This is a genomic window from Spirosoma pulveris, from assembly GCF_054781875.1.
Map to the genome: position 1 here is coordinate 108102 of NZ_BAAGTO010000002.1, position 22879 is coordinate 130980.

General features: G+C 53.7%; 22 protein-coding genes. 5 read left to right on the plus strand and 17 right to left on the minus strand.

The features are described from left to right. Positions 1-44: 44 nt before the first annotated feature. The 4 genes from ACYVJM_RS08775 to adhP all read right to left on the minus strand — a co-directional run bounded on the left by ACYVJM_RS08775 (position 45) and on the right by adhP (position 6047). A complete protein-coding gene (locus ACYVJM_RS08775) occupies positions 45-1220 on the minus strand; it encodes an efflux RND transporter periplasmic adaptor subunit (RefSeq protein ID WP_461147847.1) in 1176 nt (391 codons plus the stop codon). 88 nt (positions 1221-1308) lie between these two features. Then, positions 1309-4449 (minus strand): efflux RND transporter permease subunit, encoded by a 3141-nt coding sequence (locus ACYVJM_RS08780; protein ID WP_461147848.1) that lies wholly within the window; start codon positions 4447-4449, stop codon positions 1309-1311. 92 nt (positions 4450-4541) lie between these two features. Next, the gene (locus ACYVJM_RS08785) at positions 4542-4934 is read right to left on the minus strand and encodes a hypothetical protein (RefSeq protein WP_461147849.1); all 393 of its coding nucleotides are present in this window, start codon (positions 4932-4934) and stop codon (positions 4542-4544) included. 84 nt (positions 4935-5018) lie between these two features. Continuing rightward, positions 5019-6047, minus strand: coding sequence for an alcohol dehydrogenase AdhP (gene adhP, locus ACYVJM_RS08790; protein ID WP_461147850.1), 1029 nt, complete (start codon positions 6045-6047; stop codon positions 5019-5021). Positions 6048-6246: 199 nt separating this feature from the next. Between adhP and ACYVJM_RS08795 the strand changes: the two genes are divergently transcribed. Next, positions 6247-7191 (plus strand): 1-phosphofructokinase family hexose kinase, encoded by a 945-nt coding sequence (locus ACYVJM_RS08795; protein ID WP_461147851.1) that lies wholly within the window; start codon positions 6247-6249, stop codon positions 7189-7191. Positions 7192-7322: 131 nt separating this feature from the next. Here ACYVJM_RS08795 and ACYVJM_RS08800 read toward each other — a convergent pair whose 3' ends face one another. Genes ACYVJM_RS08800 through ACYVJM_RS08810 form a run of 3 tightly spaced genes read right to left on the minus strand, consistent with a single transcriptional unit; the run spans position 7323 to position 8617 of the window. Next, a complete protein-coding gene (locus ACYVJM_RS08800) occupies positions 7323-7454 on the minus strand; it encodes a hypothetical protein (protein WP_461147852.1) in 132 nt (43 codons plus the stop codon). A gap of 17 nt (positions 7455-7471) precedes the next feature. Next, positions 7472-8341, minus strand: coding sequence for a universal stress protein (locus ACYVJM_RS08805; RefSeq protein WP_461147853.1), 870 nt, complete (start codon positions 8339-8341; stop codon positions 7472-7474). A 33-nt stretch (positions 8342-8374) separates the two neighbouring features. Further along, the gene (locus ACYVJM_RS08810) at positions 8375-8617 is read right to left on the minus strand and encodes a hypothetical protein (RefSeq protein ID WP_461147854.1); all 243 of its coding nucleotides are present in this window, start codon (positions 8615-8617) and stop codon (positions 8375-8377) included. Positions 8618-8796: 179 nt separating this feature from the next. On the opposite strand from ACYVJM_RS08810, the gene ACYVJM_RS08815 reads away from it, so the two are divergent. Further along, entirely contained in the window at positions 8797-9936 is a 1140-nt protein-coding gene (locus ACYVJM_RS08815; RefSeq protein ID WP_461147855.1) for a L,D-transpeptidase family protein, read from the plus strand. A 280-nt stretch (positions 9937-10216) separates the two neighbouring features. Here the strand turns inward: ACYVJM_RS08815 and ACYVJM_RS08820 are convergent, their stop codons facing one another. Together ACYVJM_RS08820 and ACYVJM_RS08825 are read right to left on the minus strand one after the other, a co-directional pair. Continuing rightward, positions 10217-10645 (minus strand): hypothetical protein, encoded by a 429-nt coding sequence (locus tag ACYVJM_RS08820; RefSeq protein WP_461147856.1) that lies wholly within the window; start codon positions 10643-10645, stop codon positions 10217-10219. Between the two features lie 53 nt (positions 10646-10698). Continuing rightward, entirely contained in the window at positions 10699-11133 is a 435-nt protein-coding gene (locus ACYVJM_RS08825; RefSeq protein WP_461147857.1) for a pyridoxamine 5'-phosphate oxidase family protein, read from the minus strand. A 183-nt stretch (positions 11134-11316) separates the two neighbouring features. On the opposite strand from ACYVJM_RS08825, the gene ACYVJM_RS08830 reads away from it, so the two are divergent. Then, on the plus strand, positions 11317-12156 hold the full coding sequence (locus ACYVJM_RS08830) for a universal stress protein (RefSeq protein WP_461147858.1): 840 nt from the start codon (positions 11317-11319) through the stop codon (positions 12154-12156). An 81-nt stretch (positions 12157-12237) separates the two neighbouring features. Here ACYVJM_RS08830 and ACYVJM_RS08835 read toward each other — a convergent pair whose 3' ends face one another. The 4 genes from ACYVJM_RS08835 to ACYVJM_RS08850 all read right to left on the minus strand — a co-directional run bounded on the left by ACYVJM_RS08835 (position 12238) and on the right by ACYVJM_RS08850 (position 16748). Continuing rightward, positions 12238-13227: a 2-hydroxyacid dehydrogenase gene (locus ACYVJM_RS08835; RefSeq protein WP_461147859.1), complete on the minus strand. Its 990-nt coding sequence runs from the start codon at positions 13225-13227 to the stop codon at positions 12238-12240. A 281-nt stretch (positions 13228-13508) separates the two neighbouring features. Then, the gene (locus tag ACYVJM_RS08840) at positions 13509-13931 is read right to left on the minus strand and encodes a hypothetical protein (RefSeq protein WP_461147860.1); all 423 of its coding nucleotides are present in this window, start codon (positions 13929-13931) and stop codon (positions 13509-13511) included. A 176-nt stretch (positions 13932-14107) separates the two neighbouring features. Further along, on the minus strand, positions 14108-15154 hold the full coding sequence (locus tag ACYVJM_RS08845) for a response regulator (protein WP_461147861.1): 1047 nt from the start codon (positions 15152-15154) through the stop codon (positions 14108-14110). Then, positions 15126-16748 (minus strand): sensor histidine kinase, encoded by a 1623-nt coding sequence (locus tag ACYVJM_RS08850; protein WP_461147862.1) that lies wholly within the window; start codon positions 16746-16748, stop codon positions 15126-15128. Before ACYVJM_RS08850 ends, ACYVJM_RS08845 begins: the two co-directional genes overlap by 29 nt. 187 nt (positions 16749-16935) lie before the next feature. Here ACYVJM_RS08850 and ACYVJM_RS08855 point away from each other — a divergent pair, with 187 nt between their 5' ends. Further along, positions 16936-17259: a thioredoxin family protein gene (locus ACYVJM_RS08855; RefSeq protein WP_461147863.1), complete on the plus strand. Its 324-nt coding sequence runs from the start codon at positions 16936-16938 to the stop codon at positions 17257-17259. 22 nt (positions 17260-17281) lie between these two features. On the opposite strand, the gene ACYVJM_RS08860 is transcribed toward ACYVJM_RS08855, so the two are convergent. Next, complete coding sequence (locus ACYVJM_RS08860) at positions 17282-19774, minus strand: cation-translocating P-type ATPase (protein ID WP_461147864.1); 2493 nt, start codon at positions 19772-19774, stop codon at positions 17282-17284. Between the two features lie 174 nt (positions 19775-19948). Here ACYVJM_RS08860 and ACYVJM_RS08865 point away from each other — a divergent pair, with 174 nt between their 5' ends. Beyond that, on the plus strand, positions 19949-20173 hold the full coding sequence (locus tag ACYVJM_RS08865; protein WP_461147865.1) for a YgaP family membrane protein: 225 nt from the start codon (positions 19949-19951) through the stop codon (positions 20171-20173). Here the strand turns inward: ACYVJM_RS08865 and ACYVJM_RS08870 are convergent. Genes ACYVJM_RS08870 through ACYVJM_RS08880 form a run of 3 tightly spaced genes read right to left on the minus strand, consistent with a single transcriptional unit; the run spans position 20165 to position 22876 of the window. Next, entirely contained in the window at positions 20165-20863 is a 699-nt protein-coding gene (locus ACYVJM_RS08870; protein WP_461147866.1) for a sulfite exporter TauE/SafE family protein, read from the minus strand. The genes ACYVJM_RS08865 and ACYVJM_RS08870 overlap by 9 nt on opposite strands. Beyond that, positions 20860-21414 carry a FixH family protein gene (locus ACYVJM_RS08875; RefSeq protein WP_461147867.1) on the minus strand — a complete coding sequence of 185 codons (555 nt, stop codon included), beginning with the start codon at positions 21412-21414 and terminating at the stop codon, positions 20860-20862. Before ACYVJM_RS08875 ends, ACYVJM_RS08870 begins: the two co-directional genes overlap by 4 nt. Further along, positions 21377-22876, minus strand: a complete 1500-nt coding sequence (locus tag ACYVJM_RS08880; RefSeq protein ID WP_461147868.1) for a 4Fe-4S dicluster domain-containing protein — start codon at positions 22874-22876, stop codon at positions 21377-21379. The genes ACYVJM_RS08875 and ACYVJM_RS08880 overlap by 38 nt, the downstream gene beginning before the upstream one ends. Positions 22877-22879 lie beyond the last annotated feature (3 nt).

Here is a 22879-nt window from a genome sequence, read left to right on the forward strand (position 1 = left end):
TTATGTGCACTCGGACGTAGTCGGCCAGGTTGCAAGCTTCTTTGTCAACCGGCGGTTTTGGCCCGTTCGGCACTGATGAAGTAAGCCCCCTGCCGGACTATCGACGATGGGTTTATTGTAGATGGTAACCTAACTTCTGTCCGATGGTTTTGGGTAAGCCCGGTTTGTACCGGAATCAACCTGAACCGATACATTCCGGCGGGACCGTCAGCCTCCCGAACATACACAAAGGTCTGGTTACTTTGATTGACGAGCGCATCTTCCGGCAGGGCCACTACTTTGCGGGGATCGGACAGGATGGTGGCCCGCACGTAGGAACCCGCAAAGAGACGCCCCTGCGGATTTGGCAGCAAATTGGCGTGAACCAGAATTGTTTTTGTCTGGGCATCGAAAGCCTGCCCTACCCGGTACACCTTCGCCTGCATTTCGCCCGACTGCTGCTGCGGGATGGTAAACCGAACGAGCTGGCCTTCGCGCACATGCCGGATATCGTTCTCAAACACCCGAAGTTCCAGGTACAAATGCTCTTTGCTGACAATTTCGACCAGCACATCGGTTGTTCCCACGAACTGACCGAGCCGCAGGTTTACTTTGTCGACATAGCCGCTGATGGGGGCCAGCAACGGAATAGTACGGCTGATGGTGCCTCTTCGCAGGGTTTCGAGCGGGATGTGCAGTTGCGCCAGTTGAGCCTCCAGCGAGCTGAGCAGTGCTTGTGTCGTTTCGAACTCTGCCGTCGACTGCTGGAGTTTCCGGCGGGCACCGACTTCTTCCCGATTCAGTTCCGTTTGCCGATCCAGTTCCTGCCGCTCAAACCGACTTCGGGCAATGGCCTGTAAATACTCCTGCTGAAGTTTCACATAATCGGGGTGTTCCAGCACGGCCAGCACCTGTCCTTTATGCACGAAATCGCCCTCCACCAGCCGGGCCGATCGCACAAAGCCGCCCATCGGCGCACTCACTGTAGCCCATTGGTCGGGGGGCGCTTCGAGTTTACCCGTTGCCTGAATCGTTGCGCCCAGGGTCAGGGTATCCGGACCACCCAACTGGATACCCGTTTCCCGAAATTGAGCCGCACTGATGGTAACTGTGTTTTTTGGCTGAGCCGATGTTTCGCCTGTCTTCTCCTCCGGTTTATCAGCGGGCGACGAACAGGCCGTCAAACCAGCCAGTGCGGCCAGCAGCCATGTGCTCAGACGTTTTATGTGTTTTTTGTTCATAATTGATGCGTTTAGCGGAGAGTCGGTGGGGCAATTCTCCGTATGAATTTCTGATTGATCGTGACTCTTTGGGAACCGTACCGGAGCATTACTCGATCACCTGCGGCTGGCCGGTCACTTCCACCTGATGCGGAGGATGCGCTTTCCGGGTAGCAACCAGACTGTAAATAACCGGTAGCACCACCAGTGTCAGCAACGTAGCCGATACGAGTCCGCCGATAACCACGGTTGCCAGTGGTTTCTGCACTTCGGCACCGGCGGAGGTAGACAGGGCCATTGGCAGAAAACCCATCGACGCCACGGCGGCTGTCATGACCACAGGCCGAAACCGCACCGCCGTCCCCTGCCTCACACGGTCCATAACATTGCTCACGCCCTCCGCTTCGAGCTGGTTGAAATAGCTGATCAGCACAATCCCGTTGAGTACCGCAATACCAAACAGAGCAATGAATCCAACGCCCGCCGAAATACTGAACGGCATGCCCCGCACCCACAGCGCCAGTACGCCCCCAATGGCCGAGAGCGGAATGGCCGTAAAAATCATAAGTGCCTGCCCTATTGAGCCGAAGGTAAAGAACAGCAGCAGGCCAATCATGACCAATGCCAGCGGCACGGCAACGGCCAGCCGCTCTTTGGCCTTAACCAGGTTTTCGAACTGCCCGCCATAGGTGTAACTGTACCCTGGCGGTAGCGGCACATCTTTGTCGAGTACCGCTTTCATCTCGCCAACCAGACTTTCCACATCCCGACCGCGCACGTTGATCCCGATGGTGATGCGCCGACGGGCGTTGTCGCGGGAGATCTGCATGGGGGCGTTTTTGTAGGTGATCGACGCCAGTTGATCCAGCGGCACCTGCTGGCCGTTGGGCAGGTCGACGTAGAGTTGCCGTATGTTATCGATGTCCTGCCGATAGGTGCTGTCGAGCCGCACGACCAGGTCGAAGCGTTTTTCACCTTCGAAAACCACCCCTGCCGTTTCGCCCGCAAAGGCCGCTTTCAACACCCGGTTCAGGCTCGCCACCGATACGCCGTATTGAGCCAGCCGGGGGCGGTTGTACGAAACGAGCATTTGCGGCAACCCGCTGATCTGCTCCACTTTCAGATCGGCCACGCCGGGAATAGCTTTCAGTTTAGCCGCGGCCTGATTGGCTTTGGCGAACAGTACGTTCAGGTCTTCGCCGTAAATCTTGACGGCAATGTCCGACTTCACGCCCGTCATCAGCTCATTGAACCGAAGCTGAATGGGCTGGGTAAACTCCAGATTAAGGCCGGGCAGCACACTCAGCGCCCGTTCCATCTTCCGAATCAATTCTTCTTTGGTCGATGCCGTTGTCCAGTCGGCGGGTTCTTTGAGCAGCACCATCACGTCGGCAGCTTCGATGGGCATGGGATCGGTAGGAATTTCGGCTGTCCCGATTTTGGAGATAACCTCGTTCACCTCGGGAAAGCCGTTCTTGAGAATCGTCTCCATCCGGCGGGTCGTTTCAACCGTTTGCGACAGCGACGAGCCGGGTTTGAGCGTCAGGCTGATGGCGATGTCGCCCTCGTCGAGATTAGGAATAAACTCCCCGCCCATTCTTCCGAACAGCCAGACGGCTCCGGCCAACAGCAGAACCGATGCGGCCAGAATACCTTTCCGCCAGCGCAAGGCTCCGTTCAGCAAGGGAGCGTACACCCGATAGAGGGCTTTCATGATCCGGTCGGCCAGGGTGCCCTCCTCCCTGATGTCTTTGCGGAGAAGCGTTGCCGCGATCATAGGCACGTAGGTTACGCACAGCACCATAGCGCCGATGATGGCAAACCCAACCGTTAGCGCCATCGGACGAAACATCTTGCCCTCAATACCCGTCAGCGACAGAATCGGCACGTAGACGATCAGGATAATAAGCTGACCAAAAAGAGCCGAACGCATCAGCCGACTGGACGAATCCAGTGCAATCTCGTCCATCGACTGCGACCGGGTGGCCTGCGTATGCACAATCTGAAAAATCATACTTTCTACGATGATCACCGCACCATCGACCAGCAATCCGAAGTCGATGGCACCCAGGCTCATGAGGTTGGCCGACACACCAAAGACATGCATCATCCCCAGGGCGAAGAGCATACAAAGCGGGATAACCGATGCCACCACAAGACCCGCCCGCCAGTTGCCCAACAGCAGCAGCAGCACGGCCATAACGATGAGGCCGCCTTCCAGCAGGTTTTTGGCAACGGTATGAATAGCCTTGTCGATGAGTACCTTCCGGTCCAGAAACGGCTCAATTACGAGTCCGGCGGGCAGGCTTTTCTGAATTTCAGCGATGCGTGTTTTTACCCCTTCGATGGTTTTTTCGGACGATGCGCCTTTCAGCATCAGCACGATTCCTCCCACCACTTCGCCCCGACCGTTGCGGGTCATGGCACCGTAGCGAACGGCGTGTCCAATGTCCACCTGCGCCACATCGCGGATAAGAATGGGCGTTGGACCGGCGTTTTTCACAACGATCTGCCCAATTTCTTCAGGATTTTTCACCATCCCTTCACCCCGGATGAAGAACGCTTCCGGGCCTTTTTCGATGTAGCTGCCCCCGGTATTGGCGTTGTTAGCAGCCAGCGCATCGACGACTTCGGTCAGGGTCGTGTTCATACCCCGGAGACGCTCGGGGTCGATGCGGACTTCGTACTCTTTCAGGTAACCGCCCAGACTACTAATGTCCACCACACCCGACACACCCGCCAGTTGGCGTTTGATGAGCCAGTCCTGAATAGTCCGTAGATCGGTGGCCGAATACCGCCCTTCAAAACCCTCTTTCGGGCGGACAACATATTGATAGATTTCTCCTAGGCCAGTAGTTACCGGCGCCAGTTGCGGGGTACCCGCCGTTAGTTCGGCCTCCACGGTTTTGAGTTGTTCGGTCACCAGTTGCCGGGCAAGGAACGTTGGTGTCGACTCGTCAAAGACTACCGTAATAACGGAAAGCCCAAATCGGGAAATAGACCGGATTTCCGTAACGCCCGGTACATTTCGGAGCGTTGTTTCGAGCGGAAATGTGATAAACTGTTCGGTTTCCTGAGCCGCCAGCGAGGGAGCCTGGGTAATTACCTGGACCTGATTGTTGGTAATATCGGGGATAGCGTCGATGGGCAGTTGCCGCAGGGCATAGGTTCCCCAGGCAATGAGTGCCGCGACGCCCAGCACCACCATCAATTTCTGGCGGATGCTGAACTGAATGATTTTTTGCAGCATGATAGACTAACTCGTTGAGTAAAAATGCCACGTAACCGGTGCCCGTGCCGATACAGCACAGGTTCGGACGGCCTGACAACAAGAAAAGAGAGTTAGCCTAGTTGGGGCGGCTGAAACAGCGGAGAGGCTGTTTGAAACGAATACAGATTCTCGTAAGAAAACCGTACGGGCAGCAGAATAACCAATCCGGCAACCACGCTGGGGTGCCAGTGCAACTGCGTCAGGACAAAGACAAAACCCGATGAAAGATGATTGTACATGGGCAGCTTGACTCCCTTATGCGGGGTTTTGGCGTGTTTGGAAGCTATATTGTAGTGAAGTTCCAGAAACTGCCAGAAATCGAAGTCGTCGCCGGCCGCCTGCTTGTGCAGCTTGTAATGAGTGACCAGTCCGGGGAGTTTGTATACCTCCTCGACGTCGGTTTGTGGAAACAGACTACCCGCCAGCATCAGCATACCCAAAAAAAGCGCCACGACCGATTTCATGGCGCAAAAGTAAAGCTCATTCTACTGGATTCCCAGTTAAAAGGCAGAATTGAAGTTTAAGTAATGAGGGGTAGCTGGTCTTTTTCACTGAAAATCAAGAATGACGCGCCCGTCAATGTGTCCGGCTTTCAGATCAGTCATCACCTGGTTGATGTTATCCAGACGATCCGTCCGGTAATGGACGTGTACTTTTCCGTCTGCAGTGAAGGCCAGACTTTCGGTCAAATCCTGACGGGTACCTACAATGGAGCCACGAATGGTTTTCCGGTTCAGCGTTACGTCGAAGATATTTACATCGAAATCGCCCGGCGGCAAACCCACCAGCGAGAGCGTTCCTTTCCGGCGCAGCATATCGACGCCCTGTGTGAATGCCGTTCGGGAAACAGCCGTCACCAGCACGCCATGCGCTCCCCCAATTTGAGCCTGCACGATGGCTGCGGGGTCTTCAGTAGCAGCGTTTATGGTTAGGTCGGCGCCGACTTCCTTCGCCAGCGCCAGTTTTTCGGGACTGATGTCGACCGCCACCACGTGCATGCCCATTGCTTTGGCGTATTGAACGGCCAGGTGCCCCAGCCCGCCAATACCCGAAATGACTACCCATTCGCCCGGTTTCACTTCCGTTTCTTTCAACCCTTTGTACACCGTAACACCGGCGCAAAGGATAGGTGCGGCATCAATGAACGACAACCCATCAGGAATATGCCCTACATAATCGGGGTTGGCGACTACGTATTCGGCATAGCTTCCCTGCACCGAATAGCCCGTATTTTGCTGATTGTGGCACAGCGTTTCCCAGCCGGAATAGCAGTACTCGCAGTGCCCGCAGGCCGAGTAGAGCCAGGGGACACCCACGCGGTCGCCTTCGTGGATGTGCGTTACGCCCGCGCCCACTGCCACCACGGTACCTACACCTTCGTGACCGGGAATGAGAGGCAATGTGGCTTTTACGGGCCAGTCGCCGTCAATAGCGTGTAAATCAGTATGACAAACCCCACACGCGGCTACTTTAACCAATATCTGACCGGGGCCAACAGCGGGCACCGGAATTGTTTCGAGTTGTAATGGCTGGCCATATCCATGCAGAACAGCCGCTTTCATCGTTGATGGAACCATGTTTGACACGTTGTAAATGATGATAGTGCAAACGTACATGCCCCCTTCCGGACAAAAGATGATACCGATCAGTTGACGAGCCAATTTGCATCATACTGAGTTAATTGCGAACTCGTCACTTTTACCGCAACACGTCCGGAGCAACAGCCCGACAACCCGAGACAAGGCAGTGGTTCCTCTGGACATTAATCTTACCGAAATGCTTGTAACCCTCACGCTCAACCCGGCCGTAGATATCAGTATGACAACGGACCGGCTGATTCCCGAACAGAAGATTCACTGCTCTCAGCCCCGCTACGATGCAGGGGGTGGCGGTATCAATGTGTCCAAAGCCATTCATCGACTGGGTGGTGAGTCGCTGGCGCTGTTTACCTCCGGAGGGTCAACGGGGCTCCGGCTTCAGGAGTTGGTAGAGAGAGAAGGCATCCATTACGAGACTATTGGCATTGACGGTCTCACACGCGAGTGTTTCGTCGTCACCGAAACCATTCCCAATCAACAGTTTCGCTTTGGAACGCCCGGCCCTACCCTAAGTCCCGGCGAAGCCAGTGCCTGCCTGTCACGTTTGCGAACACTGCCCGGACCCATCGACTATCTGGTAGCCAGCGGCAGTTTACCACCGGGACTACCCGTCGATTTTTATGCCCGCATCGCCCGTATCGCCAAAGATCTCGGTACCCGGCTAGTGCTCGATGCGGCCGGAGAATCCTTACAAATGGCTCTTACTGAAGGCGTATTCATGATTAAACCCAATGTGGGCGAACTGGCCCGCCTGGTTGGCGTCGAACGGCTCGAAACCGAACACATCGCGGAAGCCGCCAATACGCTCATCCAGGCGGGTAACTGCGAAATTGTGGTGGTATCGCTGGGGCCACTGGGTGCCCTGTTAATCACCCGAAATGGGCAGGAGTTGGTACAGGCCCCGCCGGTAAAGAAAATCAGTACCGTGGGCGCGGGCGACAGTCTGGTTGGCGGAATGGTTTACGCCCTTTCGCAGGGCAAATTACCCTCCGACATGATTCGACTGGGGGTAGCCTGCGGGACAGCTGCCACCATGAATCCCGGCACCGAACTTTTCCACAAAGCCGACGTTGACCGCCTGCTGAACTGGATCAATCAGCAGCAGAAACCGGTAATCGTTTAAGGGCTTACAGCAGGATGCCGTCGGGTATTGTAAGCCGTTAGTTAGCCACAGCGCCCCAGGGGCACAGAGCCGTTTCGTCCTGAAACCTCTGTGCCCCTGGGGCGCTGTGATTTAGTACCTGTCTGTTAGGCTTAAAACGTTGGCTGGAGAACCATGTACGACAACTCCTCCCATAAATCAACCTCCTGGAGAGCCCGTTCCAATTCCTTTCGCCGGATGCGCTGCACTAAATGGACACCGGTGAGTTGGCGGCATCTTTCCACTTTCTTGAGGGAATCGGTTAAAGGTAGGTTGCCAATGGCAGGTTGTCCTGCCCGGACGCGGCCGTTTTTTCGGGTACTGCATCATACAGCGTCAGCAAGGGAACGCGCGGATGATAGGCTACCGAACGCGTCACACTGTTGTTTCGCAACACATCGAGAAACCCTTTGTGGTGAGGCAGCATCACCAGCAAATCGACCGTGTGGGCATCCAGGTAGGCATTGATGCCATGCAGCACATTGTCGTCATGAATGACATACGAATCCGTTGGAACCGCGTCGAATGCCTGCTCTACATACTGCCGACTTAACTCACTGGCTCCGGGTGTGCCGGATTTATCGATCGTCAACAGCGTAAGCTGAGCGCCTTTCCGACTGGCGATGTCAGCGAGAATCCCAAACGACTCCGCGTCATTGACCGACCGGTAGTCGGTCGACAGCACGATCCGTTCGAGCGGACGGATGGGGCATGTAGCAGGTACAACCAGCACATTCGTTGTTGCAGTTCGAATGGTGGCAGTGGCAACGCTGCCCAGGAGCTCACTGCGGCCATCGCCTGTGGCTCCTACTACCACCAGGTCGAAATGTTCCTGGTGCAGCATGACATCCACCGAGGCCTCCGGACTGCCCGGTATGACTACCGTTCGGTACGTATGATGGACTGGCACCGGTTGCTGCGTCACGTCATGCCGGAAAGCAATCAACGACTTTTCGGCCTGCTCCCGCTCTTCCACAATCAGAAAAGCGCCGGCGAATCCCACTTCCGGTTCGAGCGGGAAGGCGTTCAGCAAACAGAAGTCCGCTGCTGTATTGGCAAATAAAGCCTGCGTGTAGGCAATAGCGTGCCGTGAAGCCGCTGAAAAATCGGTCAATAGTAAGATCTTATACATGGCTGTAGGTAGTCAGTGGGTCATGGTAGTTTTTTAGGTGACAATGATCTGCTGCTCATCCTGGTACTGCTGCTGCCCGTCGGTCCAGTGCAGCATAGCCCGCCAGACACCTTTGGCCAGTTGGTCAGTAGATACAACTTTCCGGGGCCGGTTGCTGTCTGCGATCGGTACCCGAACGTCTTCGCCCGTTGCCGGAGCGACAAAAGTTACATCCCCTTTTTTGAAGGACATCGGCAGCACAAAAGCCAGTAGATGGGAAGTCGGTTCAAATGTCATGGCCTTATTGAAATTAAAAAGAACAGGACAAATGTGGCCGATGAGCATGATTTGCTACCTGATGGCTGTCAGGTCTAAAAATGATAGTATTCAAACTAAAAACTGAAGCCGGTCAATAGTGAACCGAAAGAATGAATCCACCTTTACAGCTCTGTTTATCTCCTCACAATCTGTTACTTATGGGCCGATTATTGAGTATTCTGCTGCTGTTCTCATTCATTGCCAGTTCCGTAAATGCCCAACCCGCTGCCGACTGGTCCCGGCTTCGTCGGTATGCTGCTTCTATTGGAATAGACACCTTGTGCAGCGCGCCCGACCCAGCCTGCCTGAAGCGTTATTTTAAAGAGATCATTTATGGCCGAACACCCCGCCATATGGGCTATCAGGGTGTTGCGGAGTCGATGGATACCCTACGCCTGAACCGGCTCACACGTTTGTTTATGGCCGGAGACGACTGGTGTCCATTGCTGGATTCGCTCGAATCGCCGGATCGAAGCTACCGGCAGTTAAAAGAGTACTGCATGCGCTGCCTGATCGATGATTACATGACCGACTCCCTTACACTCGAACAGGTACACGAAACGCTCAATACGTACCGCTGGCTAAACCGATTTCGCAATAGCAGACGTATTGTTGTCAACATACCGTCGGCAATGCTCCGGGTTATCGACCGGCAAGGAAGAACGCTGCTGACAAGTCGGGTTGTTGTTGGTAAAGCCGATACGCCAACGCCCTTATTCACCGCCTTTATTCCCAGCCTGGTCATGTATCCATACTGGAATGTACCCCGTTCGATTCTGGTCAGGGAAATGCTGCCCAGGATTCAGAAAAACCCAACGCTGGTACTGACCTTTCTGAATCTGGAAGTTATTGATGCAAAAGGGCAGGTAGTAGACCCCAAAACGGTAAACTGGTCAGTACCGGCATCATCGGTTTACAACGGTTCGTTCCCCTACCGGCTGCGGCAGTTGACCGGTTGTGCCAATGCCTTGGGGGTACTGAAGTTTAATGTAAACAGCCCCTACGACGTTTACCTCCACGATACCAACGCCCGACACGCTTTCACCAGCGAAACCCGGCAATTGAGCCACGGCTGCATTCGGGTTGAGCAACCGGCCGAACTAGCTAACCTGCTGCTGGGCTACACCCGTTTTAAAGCGGACTATCTGACAATCTGCCCTAAAAATGCCAGCCCTAAAACGGTTTCTCTGCCCACATCGGTGCCCGTTATTACAACCTATAATGTGCTCGACATTGACGAAGCGGGCGCTATTGAGGTGTATCCCGACGTGTACAGAAAATGGCACCCTGTTCTCTGAATAGTGAGTAGTTATTCTATCAATGAATAATCACTTACCAACGATCAACAACTAAAAAGCCTGCAGCAATTTTGCTACAGGCTTTTTTCTAATTCCCCATCTCCAGTTAGTATGTGGTTACCACGATACTAATCCTATTAACTCTCTCAGCTCTACTAATTTTCCTTAACAAAAATAGGCAGGTCCGCCTGAACGGATTATGCTGTTAATCACCGCATCCGGTGATTAAAATCACTGTGAATCACAACAAAAAAGTCAACGGGTAGGATCGGTCGTGAAACTAGGGGCACGTCCAGGTTTCTATGTACCGATCGGGTCCGCCCCGCTGCCAGCTAAACACCAGTGTAGTGGCAGACAACTCATCTAACCGATACGCTGTTGCGTATCCGGGAGTATACTGAAGTACGGGCATTGCCAGCGTCGTTTCGGTAGACGACCAGTTACCGAGCACCTGTTTGTCGTTGCCGTTCCCGCATCGACTTTGATCTTCCACCAGATTATGATCGGTTCGAAAAATGAGCCGGTAGCAATCAAGATTCGGGAAGTTGAGGGTAGAACTGGTAAATTTTCGATTCACCAGTTTCCACCCCGCCGTACAACCGGTTAGCAATGCTTCAGTATTTGTTAATGGCCTGTGATCTGCACACGACCAGGGAATCGTAGCCAGTAAGACAAGCTGCAAGCAGCCCCAAAATTTGGATAACTTCATTGTTTTCATACGTTTGGCTGGTCATTCATTATTCGCGGCTACTACCCAATCACTTACAATCCCGATTTCATCTCGCTTCGGCCTGTCTTGCTGAGGATCCGAATTCGGTATACCACGTTAGCAGCCGGTAGTTCGGCGTCCGTTTCTCCGCCTGCCAATTCTTTAACAGGAGCGATCCGCCCCGGACCCAGCCTTTGTTCGGCATACCGCCGTTCATCGCCTTCCAGCTCTTCATAAACACCGTGCACAACCACACTGCGCCAGGCAGAAGGCCCACTGATGTCATCGACCTCGAAACAAACGGCCGGGTTTTTGCGCAGTAGCCGGGTTTTCGTTCCTTCGTAGGTATGCCCATAAATAGCTTGTCCGTCATATAGATAGCTAACCGGCAACACCAGCACCTGCCCATCGGCAGCGCAGCCAATACGACCAAAAAACTGTGTGCTCAGCAAATGGTCCGTTACTTCGGGCGAAAGGTCACGTAACATAGTGAAGATCAGATTTATGTGAAGCGTCAAAGCTACGAATGGCCATAGCTCCAATCCCGAAGTTGTATCAGTTGATGAATTGATTTTGCTCACCTGACGTCAATCAGGTGAGCAACTGGCGGTACTCAGGTAACGGGCTAAATAAGACGTGTTCCTTTGTGGGGTCATTTAACGAACAGTTGCATGAAAACTATCCTTGTCCCAACCGATTTTAGCCCTATAACCGAGGCAGCCCTGTCGGTTGCGGTCAGTCTGGCCCGAACCAACGGGAGCGAAATCAGACTGCTGCATTCGGTGAACTACCCAATGCCGCTGCCTACTCCCGTTTATGCCGAAGCGCTAACTATTGTTACCGAAAATACCCTGCTAACTTACCGGCTACTGGAGGAAGATGCCCGCGAAATGCTTAGACAAATCGCCGAAAATCCGGCTTACGCGGACGTTACCATCACCCCAATCCTACTTACCAACGGGCAGCCACTGGTTGATAACATTACCACCCAGCCAGCCGATCTGATTGTGATGAGTTCAAAGGGTGCGGACGGTCTGGACGAGTGGTTAATTGGTTCCAATGCCGAAGTCGTTGTTCGATACGCGCACTGCCCGGTATTGGTGGTTAAGCACGCTACCCCGAACTTCCAGCCCCAAAATATCGTCTGCGCCGTCGATGTTGACGATCGGCTAAAGTCTATTTACCACGTTCCTTTTCAGGTGGGTGAAACTGGGCTGCACCAGTTCCTGTACGTGATGACGCCCTCCGACAACCGCGATCCTGAAGGCATACGTGAGTGGGTCAATGAGTTCGCTGCTGTGCAAGGCATTACGAAGTTTGAACTTGTAATTCATCACGCCAAAACCGTACCGCAGGGCGTCATTGACTATGCCAAGGAGATTAAAGCCGATCTGATTGTGCTGTTTACGCATGGGCATAAAGGTCTCCTTCATCTCCTATCCGGCAGTGTGGCCGAAGATGTGCTGAATCATACGCATATACCCGTGCTGGTTATGCGGGCCGGGCAATAACGACCGGGTGCCCGGCCTGTGCGGTGAGATTGAGAATCCGGACCACACAGGCCGGGCACCCGGCTTTCTGTATAAGTGGGGTTAGCACATCGACGCTTTCGTAATAGAAGCGGTCTGCTGGTTATCAAAAAAGCTGAATTGATTGATCAGGCCCAGTGCGATCTGGCGTAGCGCATCTTCGGTTAGAAAGCCCTGATGAGCCGTCAGGAGCACCTTAGGATGTTTTCGAAGCCGATTCAGGACATGATCGATTATGGATTTATTTGAAAAGTCATAGTGGAAATAGTCACGTTCCCGTTCGTATACATCAGCCGCGTAGCCAGCCAGCTTTCCGGTATCCAGTGCGTCGAGTACGGCGTTGGTGTCAGCCAGACCTCCGCGCCCGGTATTGACCAGAATGGCGCTTTGCTTCATCAATGAAAGGGTCTGCGCATTTATCAGGTGCTGAGTAGCAAAATTTAAGGGGCAGTGCAGCGAAACGACATCTGCCCGTTGCAGGAGTTCCGGCAGCGACAGGTAGCTTACCCCCATTTCCGTTAGTCTACGGTCGAGGTAGAGATCGTTGGCCAGTACTTTACAACCGAAGCCCAGCATAATCCGGATAAATGCCTTGCCGATGTGGCCCGTTCCAACCACCCCAACCGTTTTGCCGTGGAGGTCATAGCCCATCAGGCCATCGATAGCGAAGTTACCCATCTGCACCCGTTGATGGGCAGTGGGCAGATGCCGCACTATACCCATCAGCAGCGCAACGGTATGCTCCGCAATGGAATGGGGCGAATAGCTGGTATGCAGCAGCGTCATACCCAGCTCGGCAATTGCCCTGGTGTCTACATTATCTGTTCCCATACACCGCATACCCACTATGGCTACGCCCATTTCCTTCAGCAGCGTAAGTACGGGGCGACTAAGGTCGTCATTGACGAAAACGCAAACCGCCTTATGTCCCTGAGCCAAATGAGCCGTTTGGGTCGTCAGCCTTTCGGAAATATACGTAATCCGGTGATGAGCACTGTACGGATCGACCCAGCCCTGCTCAAAGGAGAGCGTACTAAAAAAGGCAATATTCATAAAGAGACAGGTATAAAGCTTAACACACCAAAATTGTCAATGAAATAAAATTTCACGAATGATGCGACTCATGGGTTGGTATGACTTTGGACATATATTTGCCGGAACACTACTGAGCAAGGTCACTACTTACCACCAGTTATGTTCCAGATGGCCAAAACAAAAAGGCCGCAAATGCGGCCCCGAAAGAAGACACTAGAAAACACCTGCTGGCGGGTGCTGGATAAGCCGGAACGTTATACAAATTTATGAGCAGCGAACCCGAATGAAACTTCAGGAAGTTAGACCGTAACCAGCGCAGGGGCCAGGTCGATGGCCAGCGGCCGGGTTTGTAAGGCAGGTTGATTCAAAATGGACGACAGGGTAGCATTTTCAACCAGCGACCAGTCTTCGACCAGCCAGTAGTCATAACGGCGAATGAGCAGGTGCATACTGATTGCCAGTTCCGGACTGGCCAGCAGTGGTTCGACCACCAGACTGCCAGGATCGGTGTCGCCCAGCAGCGCAGACCAGTTTTTTAGTCGGCTACCCGCTTCCGATCGGGCAGATTGCAAACTCTTTTTGTCTAACGGCTGCCCTTCATCGATGTCGTAGGGTAACACTACGGTTAAACGAACAGGCTGGTGTGAATGAGCGGAAAGCCAGTTACGTACGGTAAGCGCAGAGTCGACAGAGCAGTCGGTGACAAAAAGGGCTGTTTTCATAAACCAGACAGGTTTCTTTACGGTGGCACATTGAGTCGGTTACAACTGACGACCAACCCATTTACACCCTAAAATTAGTTCACCCTTCTGCCGACAGAGCTGAGCGGGCTTAGCCCAAAACCTGATTCTTGTCATACAGCCGATTTTCTCAGGCGGCAACCCAAAAAACTGGCTGGTTACCAGTTAGCCCGGCGTAATTTTTCGGCTTGCAGCACCCGAATACCCGTTGGCGCAATTACTTCAATGAGCCCATCCTGCCGGAACTCGCTCAGGGTACGAATCAGGGATTCGGTAGCGGTACCAACAATGGCCGCCAGATCGTCGCGCGAGAGTTGGATGAGCTCACCGTTTTGCTGATTATGCAGTCGTAAGAGCGTGTCTGCTACCCGACGCCGGAGCGAATTATACGCCATACCAACCAGCTGCTCTTCCCGCTCGGCTACCCGACCGGCCAGCAGTTGGATAAAATGCTGACTTACTTCCGGATTAGCCAGCAGCAGTTGCTGAAAATCTTCTATCGGAATATAATGCAGTTCCGAATCCTCCATCGTTATGGCCGATTCGGTATACCGGCGACTATCGAGTAAAGGCAGATATCCAAAGAAATCGCCGGGGGTATAGATTTCCATGATCAGCTCTTTGCCATCGGTATTGATCCGGACCGCTTTGACCCGCCCCGCTTTAAGAAAATACAAGCGGTTGGCTTCGTCCCCTTCGGAGTAAATGTACTGCTTCTTCCGCACAGCGTGAACCTTACGATCGGCCGACAGGCTCTGCAGATTTCCTACCCGGCGGGCATCGTCCATAAACTCCTCAAGGCCGTCATGTACCAGGTCATAATCTGGCCTGAGATGCGCAAATCGGTTCAGACGTCCTTCAATGGCACTGAGCAGCTCCGACTCATCAAATGGTTTCGTGAGGTAATCGTCGGCACCCAGTTCCATGCCTTTGCGCAGGTCGTTACGTTCTGTTTTAGCCGTCAGGAAGATGAACGGCACCCCCGACAACTGGGGATTTTTATTAAAAATATGCAGCACACCATAGCCATCCAGTACGGGCATCATGATGTCGCAGATAACCAGATCGGGCTTCTTGGCGAGCGCTTTTTCAACACCGAGCTTCCCATTTTCGGCGGTGTCGACGATATAGCCTGTCAGTTCAAGGATTTCGGCGGTGTTCTCGCGGATGTCTTCATTATCCTCGATCAACAATATAGTTTTCATAAGGAAGATTTAAGGTGAGGGTTGTTCCTTTATTGAGTTCGCTGGTCAGCGCGATAGTGCCTCCCATCAGGTCAACATAGCGGCCTACGATGTGGAGTCCCAGGCCGGTACCCGCAATATTAGTAACATTTCTGGCCCGAAAAAATCGTTCGAACAGGTGGTCCTGATCTTCTTTCGCAATACCTAGCCCCTGATCTTCAATAACTAAGCGTAAGTTAGTTTCGGAACAGGTAGCCCGTACATACACAACCGAATCGGGTCCCGAATATTTTACAGCATTGCTCAATAGATTGACCAGAATTTTACGGAGCATCGACGGATCGAGCCAGATCGTACGCATACAGTCGAGCTGGGCCTGAATCAGCTGACCGGGCTTCAATCCGGATCGCATATCGGTAATGGTTTCGTCTACCAGTTTCGCCAGATCGATTTCGGCGGGGTGCGTCACCACTTTCCCCTCTTCGAGCTTACCCACAGACAAGAACTCCTCCAGGATATCGTTAAGGTGGTTTACCGACGCCCGAATGCGCATCAGGTGTTTCTCCCGCTTATCCTGCTGTTCGCTGGTGGTATATTTCTCGATCAACGTAGCCGACGTCAGCACGGCGGTCAGGGGGGTTCGAAACTCATGGGAGGCCATCGCCACAAAACGGGATTTCAGTTCCCCCAGCTCCCGCTCTACGGCCAATGCCCGAGCCAATTCATCTTTGGACTGTTCCAACTGGTCGAGCGTATTCATGAGCGCATGCGTACGGTCGACAACTTTTTGCTCCAACTCGGCATTGAGTCGTTCAATATCATCGCGGTGAGCCAGCAACTGCCGCTCGGCTTCTTTCTTGAACGTAATGTCAACTATATAGGCAACGGCATACAGTTCATCTTCGAGCCGGAAATAGCTTAAACTGACTTCAACGGGAAAAACGGACCCATCTTTACGTTGCGCGTTAAGGTCCCGGTTATGCCCCATTGCGCGTACCTGCGGGCTCTCGTTAAACGACTGCCGGAGTTTCTGATGGTAATGGCTTATGCGCGTTGGTACCAGTTGCTCGATGGTGAGCGTCAACATTTCGCCGACGGTGTAGCCGAACAATTGATTAGCCAGTTGATTGGCCGATACAATAGCTCCCTGATTATCGCAAACGATTATCCCGATGGTAGCACTGGAAAAAATAGCTTCGTATCGACTAACGCTGTGCTCCAGTTCAAGTTCAGCCTGGTGCAGCCGGGCCTGGTCAATGAACCGGACAATAGCAAACGGAGTGTCGTTATTGGTAAACGTATAAATAATAAGCTTGCCCCAGAATGGCTGCCCATCCTGCCGCCCCGTTTTAATAACTTCCTCATAAGGATCGGATTCCTGAATTTTCCGGATCAGTTCCTGCCGATCTTCGTTGGCAAGCGGCTGAATCCGCAGGGAACGGGACCGAACCGGGTCTGCCAGTATGGCGGCCTCCGATTCAAAACCAAGCATGCGCACGCCAGTCTGGTTTATTCGAACAAATCGTTCTTCGTTAAGGTCATAGATGCCTATAAATTCATCGCTCTTCTCGAAAAGTAAATTCGTTAACGTACTTGAGTATAGCTGTGTCAACATACAGATGTCAAACTTTCAGCATATGATGAAAGATTTCTACGCCAAATTACAGCAATCTTTGACAAAACGGTCAATAATCATTGAGTTGGCTAACGAATGTCAGCTCATCTGCGGGCATAATCGACCAATTTTACATCACGAACAACGATTATTTTTAGTCTAACAGCTTACGGTAAGCCGCATAACGATGAAACGCGACGACCCAAATCCGATACTTATCCCTGCCCGATCGGCGGTTCTATTGTTTTTTATGCCTTCGGAAAAAGCCGATCGTCATAGGCGTGCCTCTTTCATTACCCTCGCCGAATCACTGCAAAATCTGCTCGGGGAAGCCGTGCGTATTCTGAAGATCGACGAACTGTCTCATCCGGAAGTTGTACAGAGTTTTGGCATTACGCAAACGCCCGCTTTTGTTCTGGTGCGCCAGGGCATTGAGATCTGGCGGCAAGTTGGTCTGGCATCGGACAAAGGCATGGTTTCTACCGTTGCCGAACACCTGCTGATGGATTGATTCAGTGGAGTGCGCCACTCCACTAATTTCCCTTACCCTTCACCAGTTCAATCCAGCCTACACCCAGGCATGACCAGAGCAGGCACTGAGCAAAACTATCCGGCGTTAGCGCACCGAATTTCGCCAGGGTGCGCATCGGTGGAAAGAGCAGTGCACTAATAAGCAGCAAAAGGGTTACCGACAGCATGAGCCAAAGCAATGGATTGGGGCGACGTATTGTCTGCCAAACCGGCGCCCGTCCCGAGCGGCTAACCAACGTTAACCAGATGTTGCTCAGTACCAGCGTTACGAACGTCATTGTCCGTACGCTTTCGATGGGTGCTCCCATATTCATGCCCTGCCAGTAAACCCCCAGCACTGTCCCTGCAATCACAATTCCCTGCACAACGCTGATTCCTAATTCGCCCGCCGTAAAGAACGTAGCCGTAAACGGGCGGGGGCGCTGCTGCATCAGGTCTCGTTCTGCGGGTTCGTTCTCAAAGGCAATGGAACAGGTAGGCCCCATAACCAGCTCCAGAAAAATAATGTGTATCGGGCTGAAGAGGTTAATGTACCGCCAGCCAAACAGCAACGGTATGGTGACCGTCAGAATAATGGGAATATGAATGGAAACAATGTAGCCCACGGCCCGTTTCAGGTTCTGATAAATGCGTCGACCCTGGGCAATGGCATCAACCATACCGCCCAGATCGTCGTTGACCAGCACCAGCGAGGCCGCCTGTTTGGCCACTTCCGTTCCCCGGCGGCCCATGGCTACCCCAATATGGGCCGCTTTGAGCGCCGGGCCGTCATTGACCCCGTCGCCGGTCATGGCCACCACCTCACCATTTGCTTTCAACGCCCGGACTACACGCAGTTTGGCCTCGGGAAACATACGGGCAAAAACGTTCACCTCCCGCACGTTGGCCTGTAACTCCGCTTCCGGGAGCGCCATCACCTGCTGCCCGATGAACAGCCGATCGGCATTGGGCAGACCCACCTGGCGGGCAATGGCACAGGCGGTTTCGGGCGAATCGCCGGTAATCATTTTTACTACGATACCGGCCCGATTGAACTGCTGAATGACAGATTTCGCGTTGGCCTTGGGTGGATTCTCCAGCGCCACAAGGCCTTTAAAAACCCAGCTAAACTCATCCTGGCTGGCGGGGTAAATTTCGTTAGGCCAGTCGCTTCCCGCAACGCCCAGCACCCGATACCCGCGCCCGGCCAGTTCGTTAGCCTGCGTGAGAACCCTGCCCCTTTCTGCCGCCGACAGTTGACAGACCTGAACAATGCGCTCTACTGCTCCTTTCCCCGCTACACGTACCGGGCTGGTACCGGCGGCATACACATGGGTCATCATTGGCGGTGTTCCGTCCAGTGGGTATTCATGCAGCAATGGATAGGTAGCGGGGGCAAACCGACTTTCGTAAGCTGTCACAATAGCCTGCTCCATGGTGTCGAAGGGGGTGGGTTCACTGGCCCAGCGGGCATAAGCCAACACGTCGCCGGCCGATGGCGTCAGCGATTTGGTCAACGGCACAACGGCATCGTCGCTGTAAACGTACAGTTGAGCGAGGGTCATGCCATCCTGGGTGATGGTTCCGGTTTTATCGGTGCAGATGACCGTGGCCGAGCCCAGACTTTCGACCGTTTGTGGTTGTTTGGTGAGTACACCAAGGCGTACCATGCGGGCGGCTCCCAGCGCCATAAAGCTGCTGAACGCCACGGGTATTTCTTCGGGTAAAACAGACATGGCGATGGTCAGCCCCAGCAGTAGTGAGGTAACCCGATCGCCGGATTGGGCAAAGTTAATGCCCCAGACCAGCGCGAAAGCCCCGAACCCCACAAAAGCCATTCGCTGAACAAACTGAGCGATCTGTTGCTGTAAAGGCGTTTTTTCTACTTCGATGGTCTGTAAGGAATGCCCGAGTTTACCCAATTCGGTGGCTTCTCCCACGGTGATTATGCGTACATAGGCGCTGCCGGAGGTGAGCAGTGTACCGGCCAGAAACCGGTCTATGGCCGGCTCGGTCTTAGCTACCGATACCGACTCACCCGTCAGCACGGACTCATCGACGGAACAGTCATTCCCCTGAATCAGCACGCCATCGGCTGGCACGGTCTGCCCTTCCGTCAGCCAGACAACATCGCCAACAACCAGTTCCTCTACCGGAATACGCCCTTGCTGCCCATCGCGAAGCACAGATACCATGGGCTGAGACAGCTGACGGAGCGCCTGCAATGCCCGATCGCTCCGAACGGATTGAAAGAAGGATATAGCCGAAATAAACACCATAGCCACCCCCAGTACGGCACCCTCCTCCCATTGCCCCAGAATGACGTAGAGCGAACTGGCGACGGCCAGTAAAATGAACATGGGCTCGGAAATGATTTCGACAAGCAACCGCCAGCCCGTTTGGGATTTGTGCGTTGCCGGCCGGTTACTGCCGGATTGCCGTCGGGAAGCATCCGCTTCCACGTTCGTAAGACCCGCGACTGGCAGTTTTACAGACGGAGCGTTGGTGGATGTCATAGCTCTTGATTATACATGTACTACCGTCCTTACCGGTCGGGCAGGAAAATTAATTCACGCCCGACCGGTAAGGACGGTAGTACACTAGTGAGAAAAATCAAATTTGCCTTTGATACCCATCAAGTCACACAACCGTAGGCCACGTTAATTTTATGCGCTAATCCAGCTAAGCCCATGAAAAAGAACCTCGGTTATTATGATATTTCCCTTCGGGGTATTATCGGCATGTGTCTACTTATTTTATTTGTAGTCAACGATTTACATTCGCCGATGAGCTGGCTTTATCTGCTCTTCAGTATAGCCCTCCTGCTCACCAGCATTTCAGGCTCCTGTCCGTTATACCGGGTTCTCAACCTGAGCACCCGGTATAAGCACAAGCCGAAGGATCAATTACATTGACCGGCTACCGTGGCAGACAGGTATTGAATCGGGCCGGTTTTTTGCCGAATGCGTGGGCAAACCAATGCCCCGCACAATGAGCAATACGGCTAGCAGAACGGTGGCCAGGGGCATCGCTTTCCCGAATCGCTGCCGTAAGCGGGGCGTCAGGTTGGTCAGGGCCATAGTCAGGCTCAGCATGGCGGGCACTGTTCCAAGGCCAAATACCAGCATATATAAGCCGCCGTTCAGCAGCGAAGGAGCGGCTAAAGCCCCTGTCAGGGCTACGTATACGGAGCCGCAGGGTAGCAATCCATTCAGAAAACCAAGTCCGGTTATGTGGTGCAAAGTAGGCTGGCGAAGCAGTTGCGCCAGCGGGGCCGTTAGCCGCCGGGTGAGCGGAGAGGCCTGCACCCAATTGGGGAATGTTCGGGAAGAGACGACCCAGACCAGCAGCAGAATACCCGCCAGAATAGAAACAGGTCGCTGTAAGCCCATTACCAGCAATCCCTGACCCACACTCCCCACCACCACACCCAGGAGGCTGTAGGCGCTCAGCCGCCCCAGATGGTACAGCCCCCTTGCCAAAGCGCGCTGACCCACCGGCAGCCGACCTACGGGCACGGCCATAGCCAGCGGTCCGCACATGCCAATGCAGTGCAGACTCCCGGCCAGACCGGTCAACAGGGCCGTTGTGAGCCAGACGATCATGGCAAAATCAGTTCACGCTCGGTGTAGTATTCGCGTTTCCCATCAGACCAGGCGAGTTGAGCCCGCCACAGTCCCCGCTGCCGCTTTTGCATGGGTACCACGGTAATAACCTGCGTGGCTGCCGTTAAGGGCAGACGAACATCCTGCTTCCGGTCTGCGGGGCAGTAGAGCGTTAAGGTACCGCGCTGCAGCGAGTCGGGCAGACGCAGCTTTACCTGTTGCCTTTCGGTCTGGTATTGGATATACGCAGCCGGATCGAATTCACGGGCGTTGGCTACCCGGTCGATCTGCTGCTGGTACGCCATTTCGTCCTGGTAATAATCATCGCGCACCAGATCAATTGACTGGCGGCTCATTCGTACGACCATCGTACCGATAAATCCGGCAAACAGGACGAAGACAAGTATAATCGCTTTTCCCCAGTTCATATTATAAAAGAGTGAAAGAGCGAACGGATGAAAGAGCGAAAGCGGGTTGTACAGGAGCCACTCTTTCGTTCTTTCATCCGTTCGCTCATTGATTTGGCCCCAGAAAGTTGGTTTCGATCTCATCAACGACGGTGTTGCCGGATAGAATATCGATGCTCAGGTTGGTATTATCCTGGTGGATAGCCTTCTGCGGCAGGGTAATAAAAAACATGGTTTTCGTCAGCTCGCCGGGCTTCGTCTCCGTCAGTGGCTGCACGAAGCGCAGCCGGGCATCGGGGTTACTCACGCGAAACTGTACGGGCATGGGCCGATAGGTTTTGTTGATGATCTCAACCGAATACAGGTTCGACACGATCCCGTTTGCCTCCCGCTGAAACAGCTGCCCCGGTGCCCGCAGCACCGTAACATCGAGTGACGGTCGACTAACCAACAAGAATCCTAACACCGCCAGCAGGGCTATTAGCACCGCCGTATACGCCCCGATTCGGGTGGTGAACCGGAAAGGTTGCCGGGTTTCGATCCCCTTCTGCGAATCCATCCGGATCAGGCCCAGCGGCCGGTCGATTTTCAGCATCACATCGTCGCAGGCATCCATACAGGCGGTGCAGTTGATGCACTCCATCTGCGTACCGTTGCGAATGTCGATACCGGTTGGGCAGACATGAACACAAAGTTTACAGTCGACACAATCGCCCTTGGGCTGGGCCGCCAGGGGTAGCGGGTAAAAGGCCGCGGGTTCGGGACTCAGTGCGACAGCCCCATCGCCGGTACCCCTTCCCCCCTGCCCTACACCCGCTGACCCTGCCCGTTGTTTTTTACCCCGAGGCTCACCCCGGATGTAGTCGTACGCAACAATGAGCGAATTTTTATCCAGCATCACACTCTGCAATCGCCCGTACGGGCAGATGGTCGTGCAAACGATTTCACGCAGGTAGGCAAAGACACCGTAAAAAACACCCGTAAATACCAGCATGGCGAACAAACCAACGACGTGGCCGGAGGGGCTGTCTGTAATAAGCTTAAGCCAGTTGTCGCGGCCGATGATATAGGCCAGAAACGTGTTGCTGATGGCAAATGAAATCAGGAAAAAGACGGCATGCTTGGCTGTCTTCTTCAGAATTTTTTCGGTTGTCCAGGGACCGGCATCCAGCCGCTGACGCGCTTTGTAATCCCCTTCGATCCAGCCTTCGATCTTCCGGAAAACCATTTCCATAAAGATCGTTTGCGGACAGGCCCATCCGCAGAACACGCGCCCAAAGACGACCGTAAACAGCGACACGAACACCACAAACGTAATGAGCCCGATAGCAACGAGGTAGAAATCCTGCGGCCAGAAGGTTACGCCGAAAAAGATAAACCGGCGTTCGAGCACATTGAACAGAAACAGCGGATGCCCATCGACCCAAACGAACGGCCCAGCAAACAACGCCACCAGCAGCCCGATGGCCACCACCGTACGCCAGCGCGTAAAACGCCCTGACGTGGCTTTGGGGTATAGCCACTTCCGCTTCCCGTTTTCGTTCTGGTTCGGGAGGTGCGACCGAAAATAATCATCGACCGGAGCTGGAGGCAGTTGAGTTGTCATAGG

Excerpts from the sequence above, each read along its gene's own strand:
- ACYVJM_RS08775 (WP_461147847.1), bottom strand. The coding sequence starts at position 1,220 with ATGAACAAAAAACACATAAAACGTCTGAGCACATGGCTGCTGGCCGCA.
- ACYVJM_RS08780 (WP_461147848.1), bottom strand. The coding sequence starts at position 4,449 with ATGCTGCAAAAAATCATTCAGTTCAGCATCCGCCAGAAATTGATGGTG.
- ACYVJM_RS08785 (WP_461147849.1), bottom strand. The coding sequence starts at position 4,934 with ATGAAATCGGTCGTGGCGCTTTTTTTGGGTATGCTGATGCTGGCGGGT.
- adhP (WP_461147850.1), bottom strand. The coding sequence starts at position 6,047 with ATGGTTCCATCAACGATGAAAGCGGCTGTTCTGCATGGATATGGCCAG.
- ACYVJM_RS08795 (WP_461147851.1), top strand. The coding sequence starts at position 6,247 with ATGCTTGTAACCCTCACGCTCAACCCGGCCGTAGATATCAGTATGACA.
- ACYVJM_RS08805 (WP_461147853.1), bottom strand. The coding sequence starts at position 8,341 with ATGTATAAGATCTTACTATTGACCGATTTTTCAGCGGCTTCACGGCAC.
- ACYVJM_RS08810 (WP_461147854.1), bottom strand. The coding sequence starts at position 8,617 with ATGACATTTGAACCGACTTCCCATCTACTGGCTTTTGTGCTGCCGATG.
- ACYVJM_RS08815 (WP_461147855.1), top strand. The coding sequence starts at position 8,797 with ATGGGCCGATTATTGAGTATTCTGCTGCTGTTCTCATTCATTGCCAGT.
- ACYVJM_RS08820 (WP_461147856.1), bottom strand. The coding sequence starts at position 10,645 with ATGAAGTTATCCAAATTTTGGGGCTGCTTGCAGCTTGTCTTACTGGCT.
- ACYVJM_RS08825 (WP_461147857.1), bottom strand. The coding sequence starts at position 11,133 with ATGTTACGTGACCTTTCGCCCGAAGTAACGGACCATTTGCTGAGCACA.
- ACYVJM_RS08830 (WP_461147858.1), top strand. The coding sequence starts at position 11,317 with ATGAAAACTATCCTTGTCCCAACCGATTTTAGCCCTATAACCGAGGCA.
- ACYVJM_RS08835 (WP_461147859.1), bottom strand. The coding sequence starts at position 13,227 with ATGAATATTGCCTTTTTTAGTACGCTCTCCTTTGAGCAGGGCTGGGTC.
- ACYVJM_RS08840 (WP_461147860.1), bottom strand. The coding sequence starts at position 13,931 with ATGAAAACAGCCCTTTTTGTCACCGACTGCTCTGTCGACTCTGCGCTT.
- ACYVJM_RS08845 (WP_461147861.1), bottom strand. The coding sequence starts at position 15,154 with ATGAAAACTATATTGTTGATCGAGGATAATGAAGACATCCGCGAGAAC.
- ACYVJM_RS08850 (WP_461147862.1), bottom strand. The coding sequence starts at position 16,748 with ATGTTGACACAGCTATACTCAAGTACGTTAACGAATTTACTTTTCGAG.
- ACYVJM_RS08855 (WP_461147863.1), top strand. The coding sequence starts at position 16,936 with ATGAAACGCGACGACCCAAATCCGATACTTATCCCTGCCCGATCGGCG.
- ACYVJM_RS08860 (WP_461147864.1), bottom strand. The coding sequence starts at position 19,774 with ATGACATCCACCAACGCTCCGTCTGTAAAACTGCCAGTCGCGGGTCTT.
- ACYVJM_RS08865 (WP_461147865.1), top strand. The coding sequence starts at position 19,949 with ATGAAAAAGAACCTCGGTTATTATGATATTTCCCTTCGGGGTATTATC.
- ACYVJM_RS08870 (WP_461147866.1), bottom strand. The coding sequence starts at position 20,863 with ATGATCGTCTGGCTCACAACGGCCCTGTTGACCGGTCTGGCCGGGAGT.
- ACYVJM_RS08875 (WP_461147867.1), bottom strand. The coding sequence starts at position 21,414 with ATGAGATCGAAACCAACTTTCTGGGGCCAAATCAATGAGCGAACGGAT.
- ACYVJM_RS08880 (WP_461147868.1), bottom strand. The coding sequence starts at position 22,876 with ATGACAACTCAACTGCCTCCAGCTCCGGTCGATGATTATTTTCGGTCG.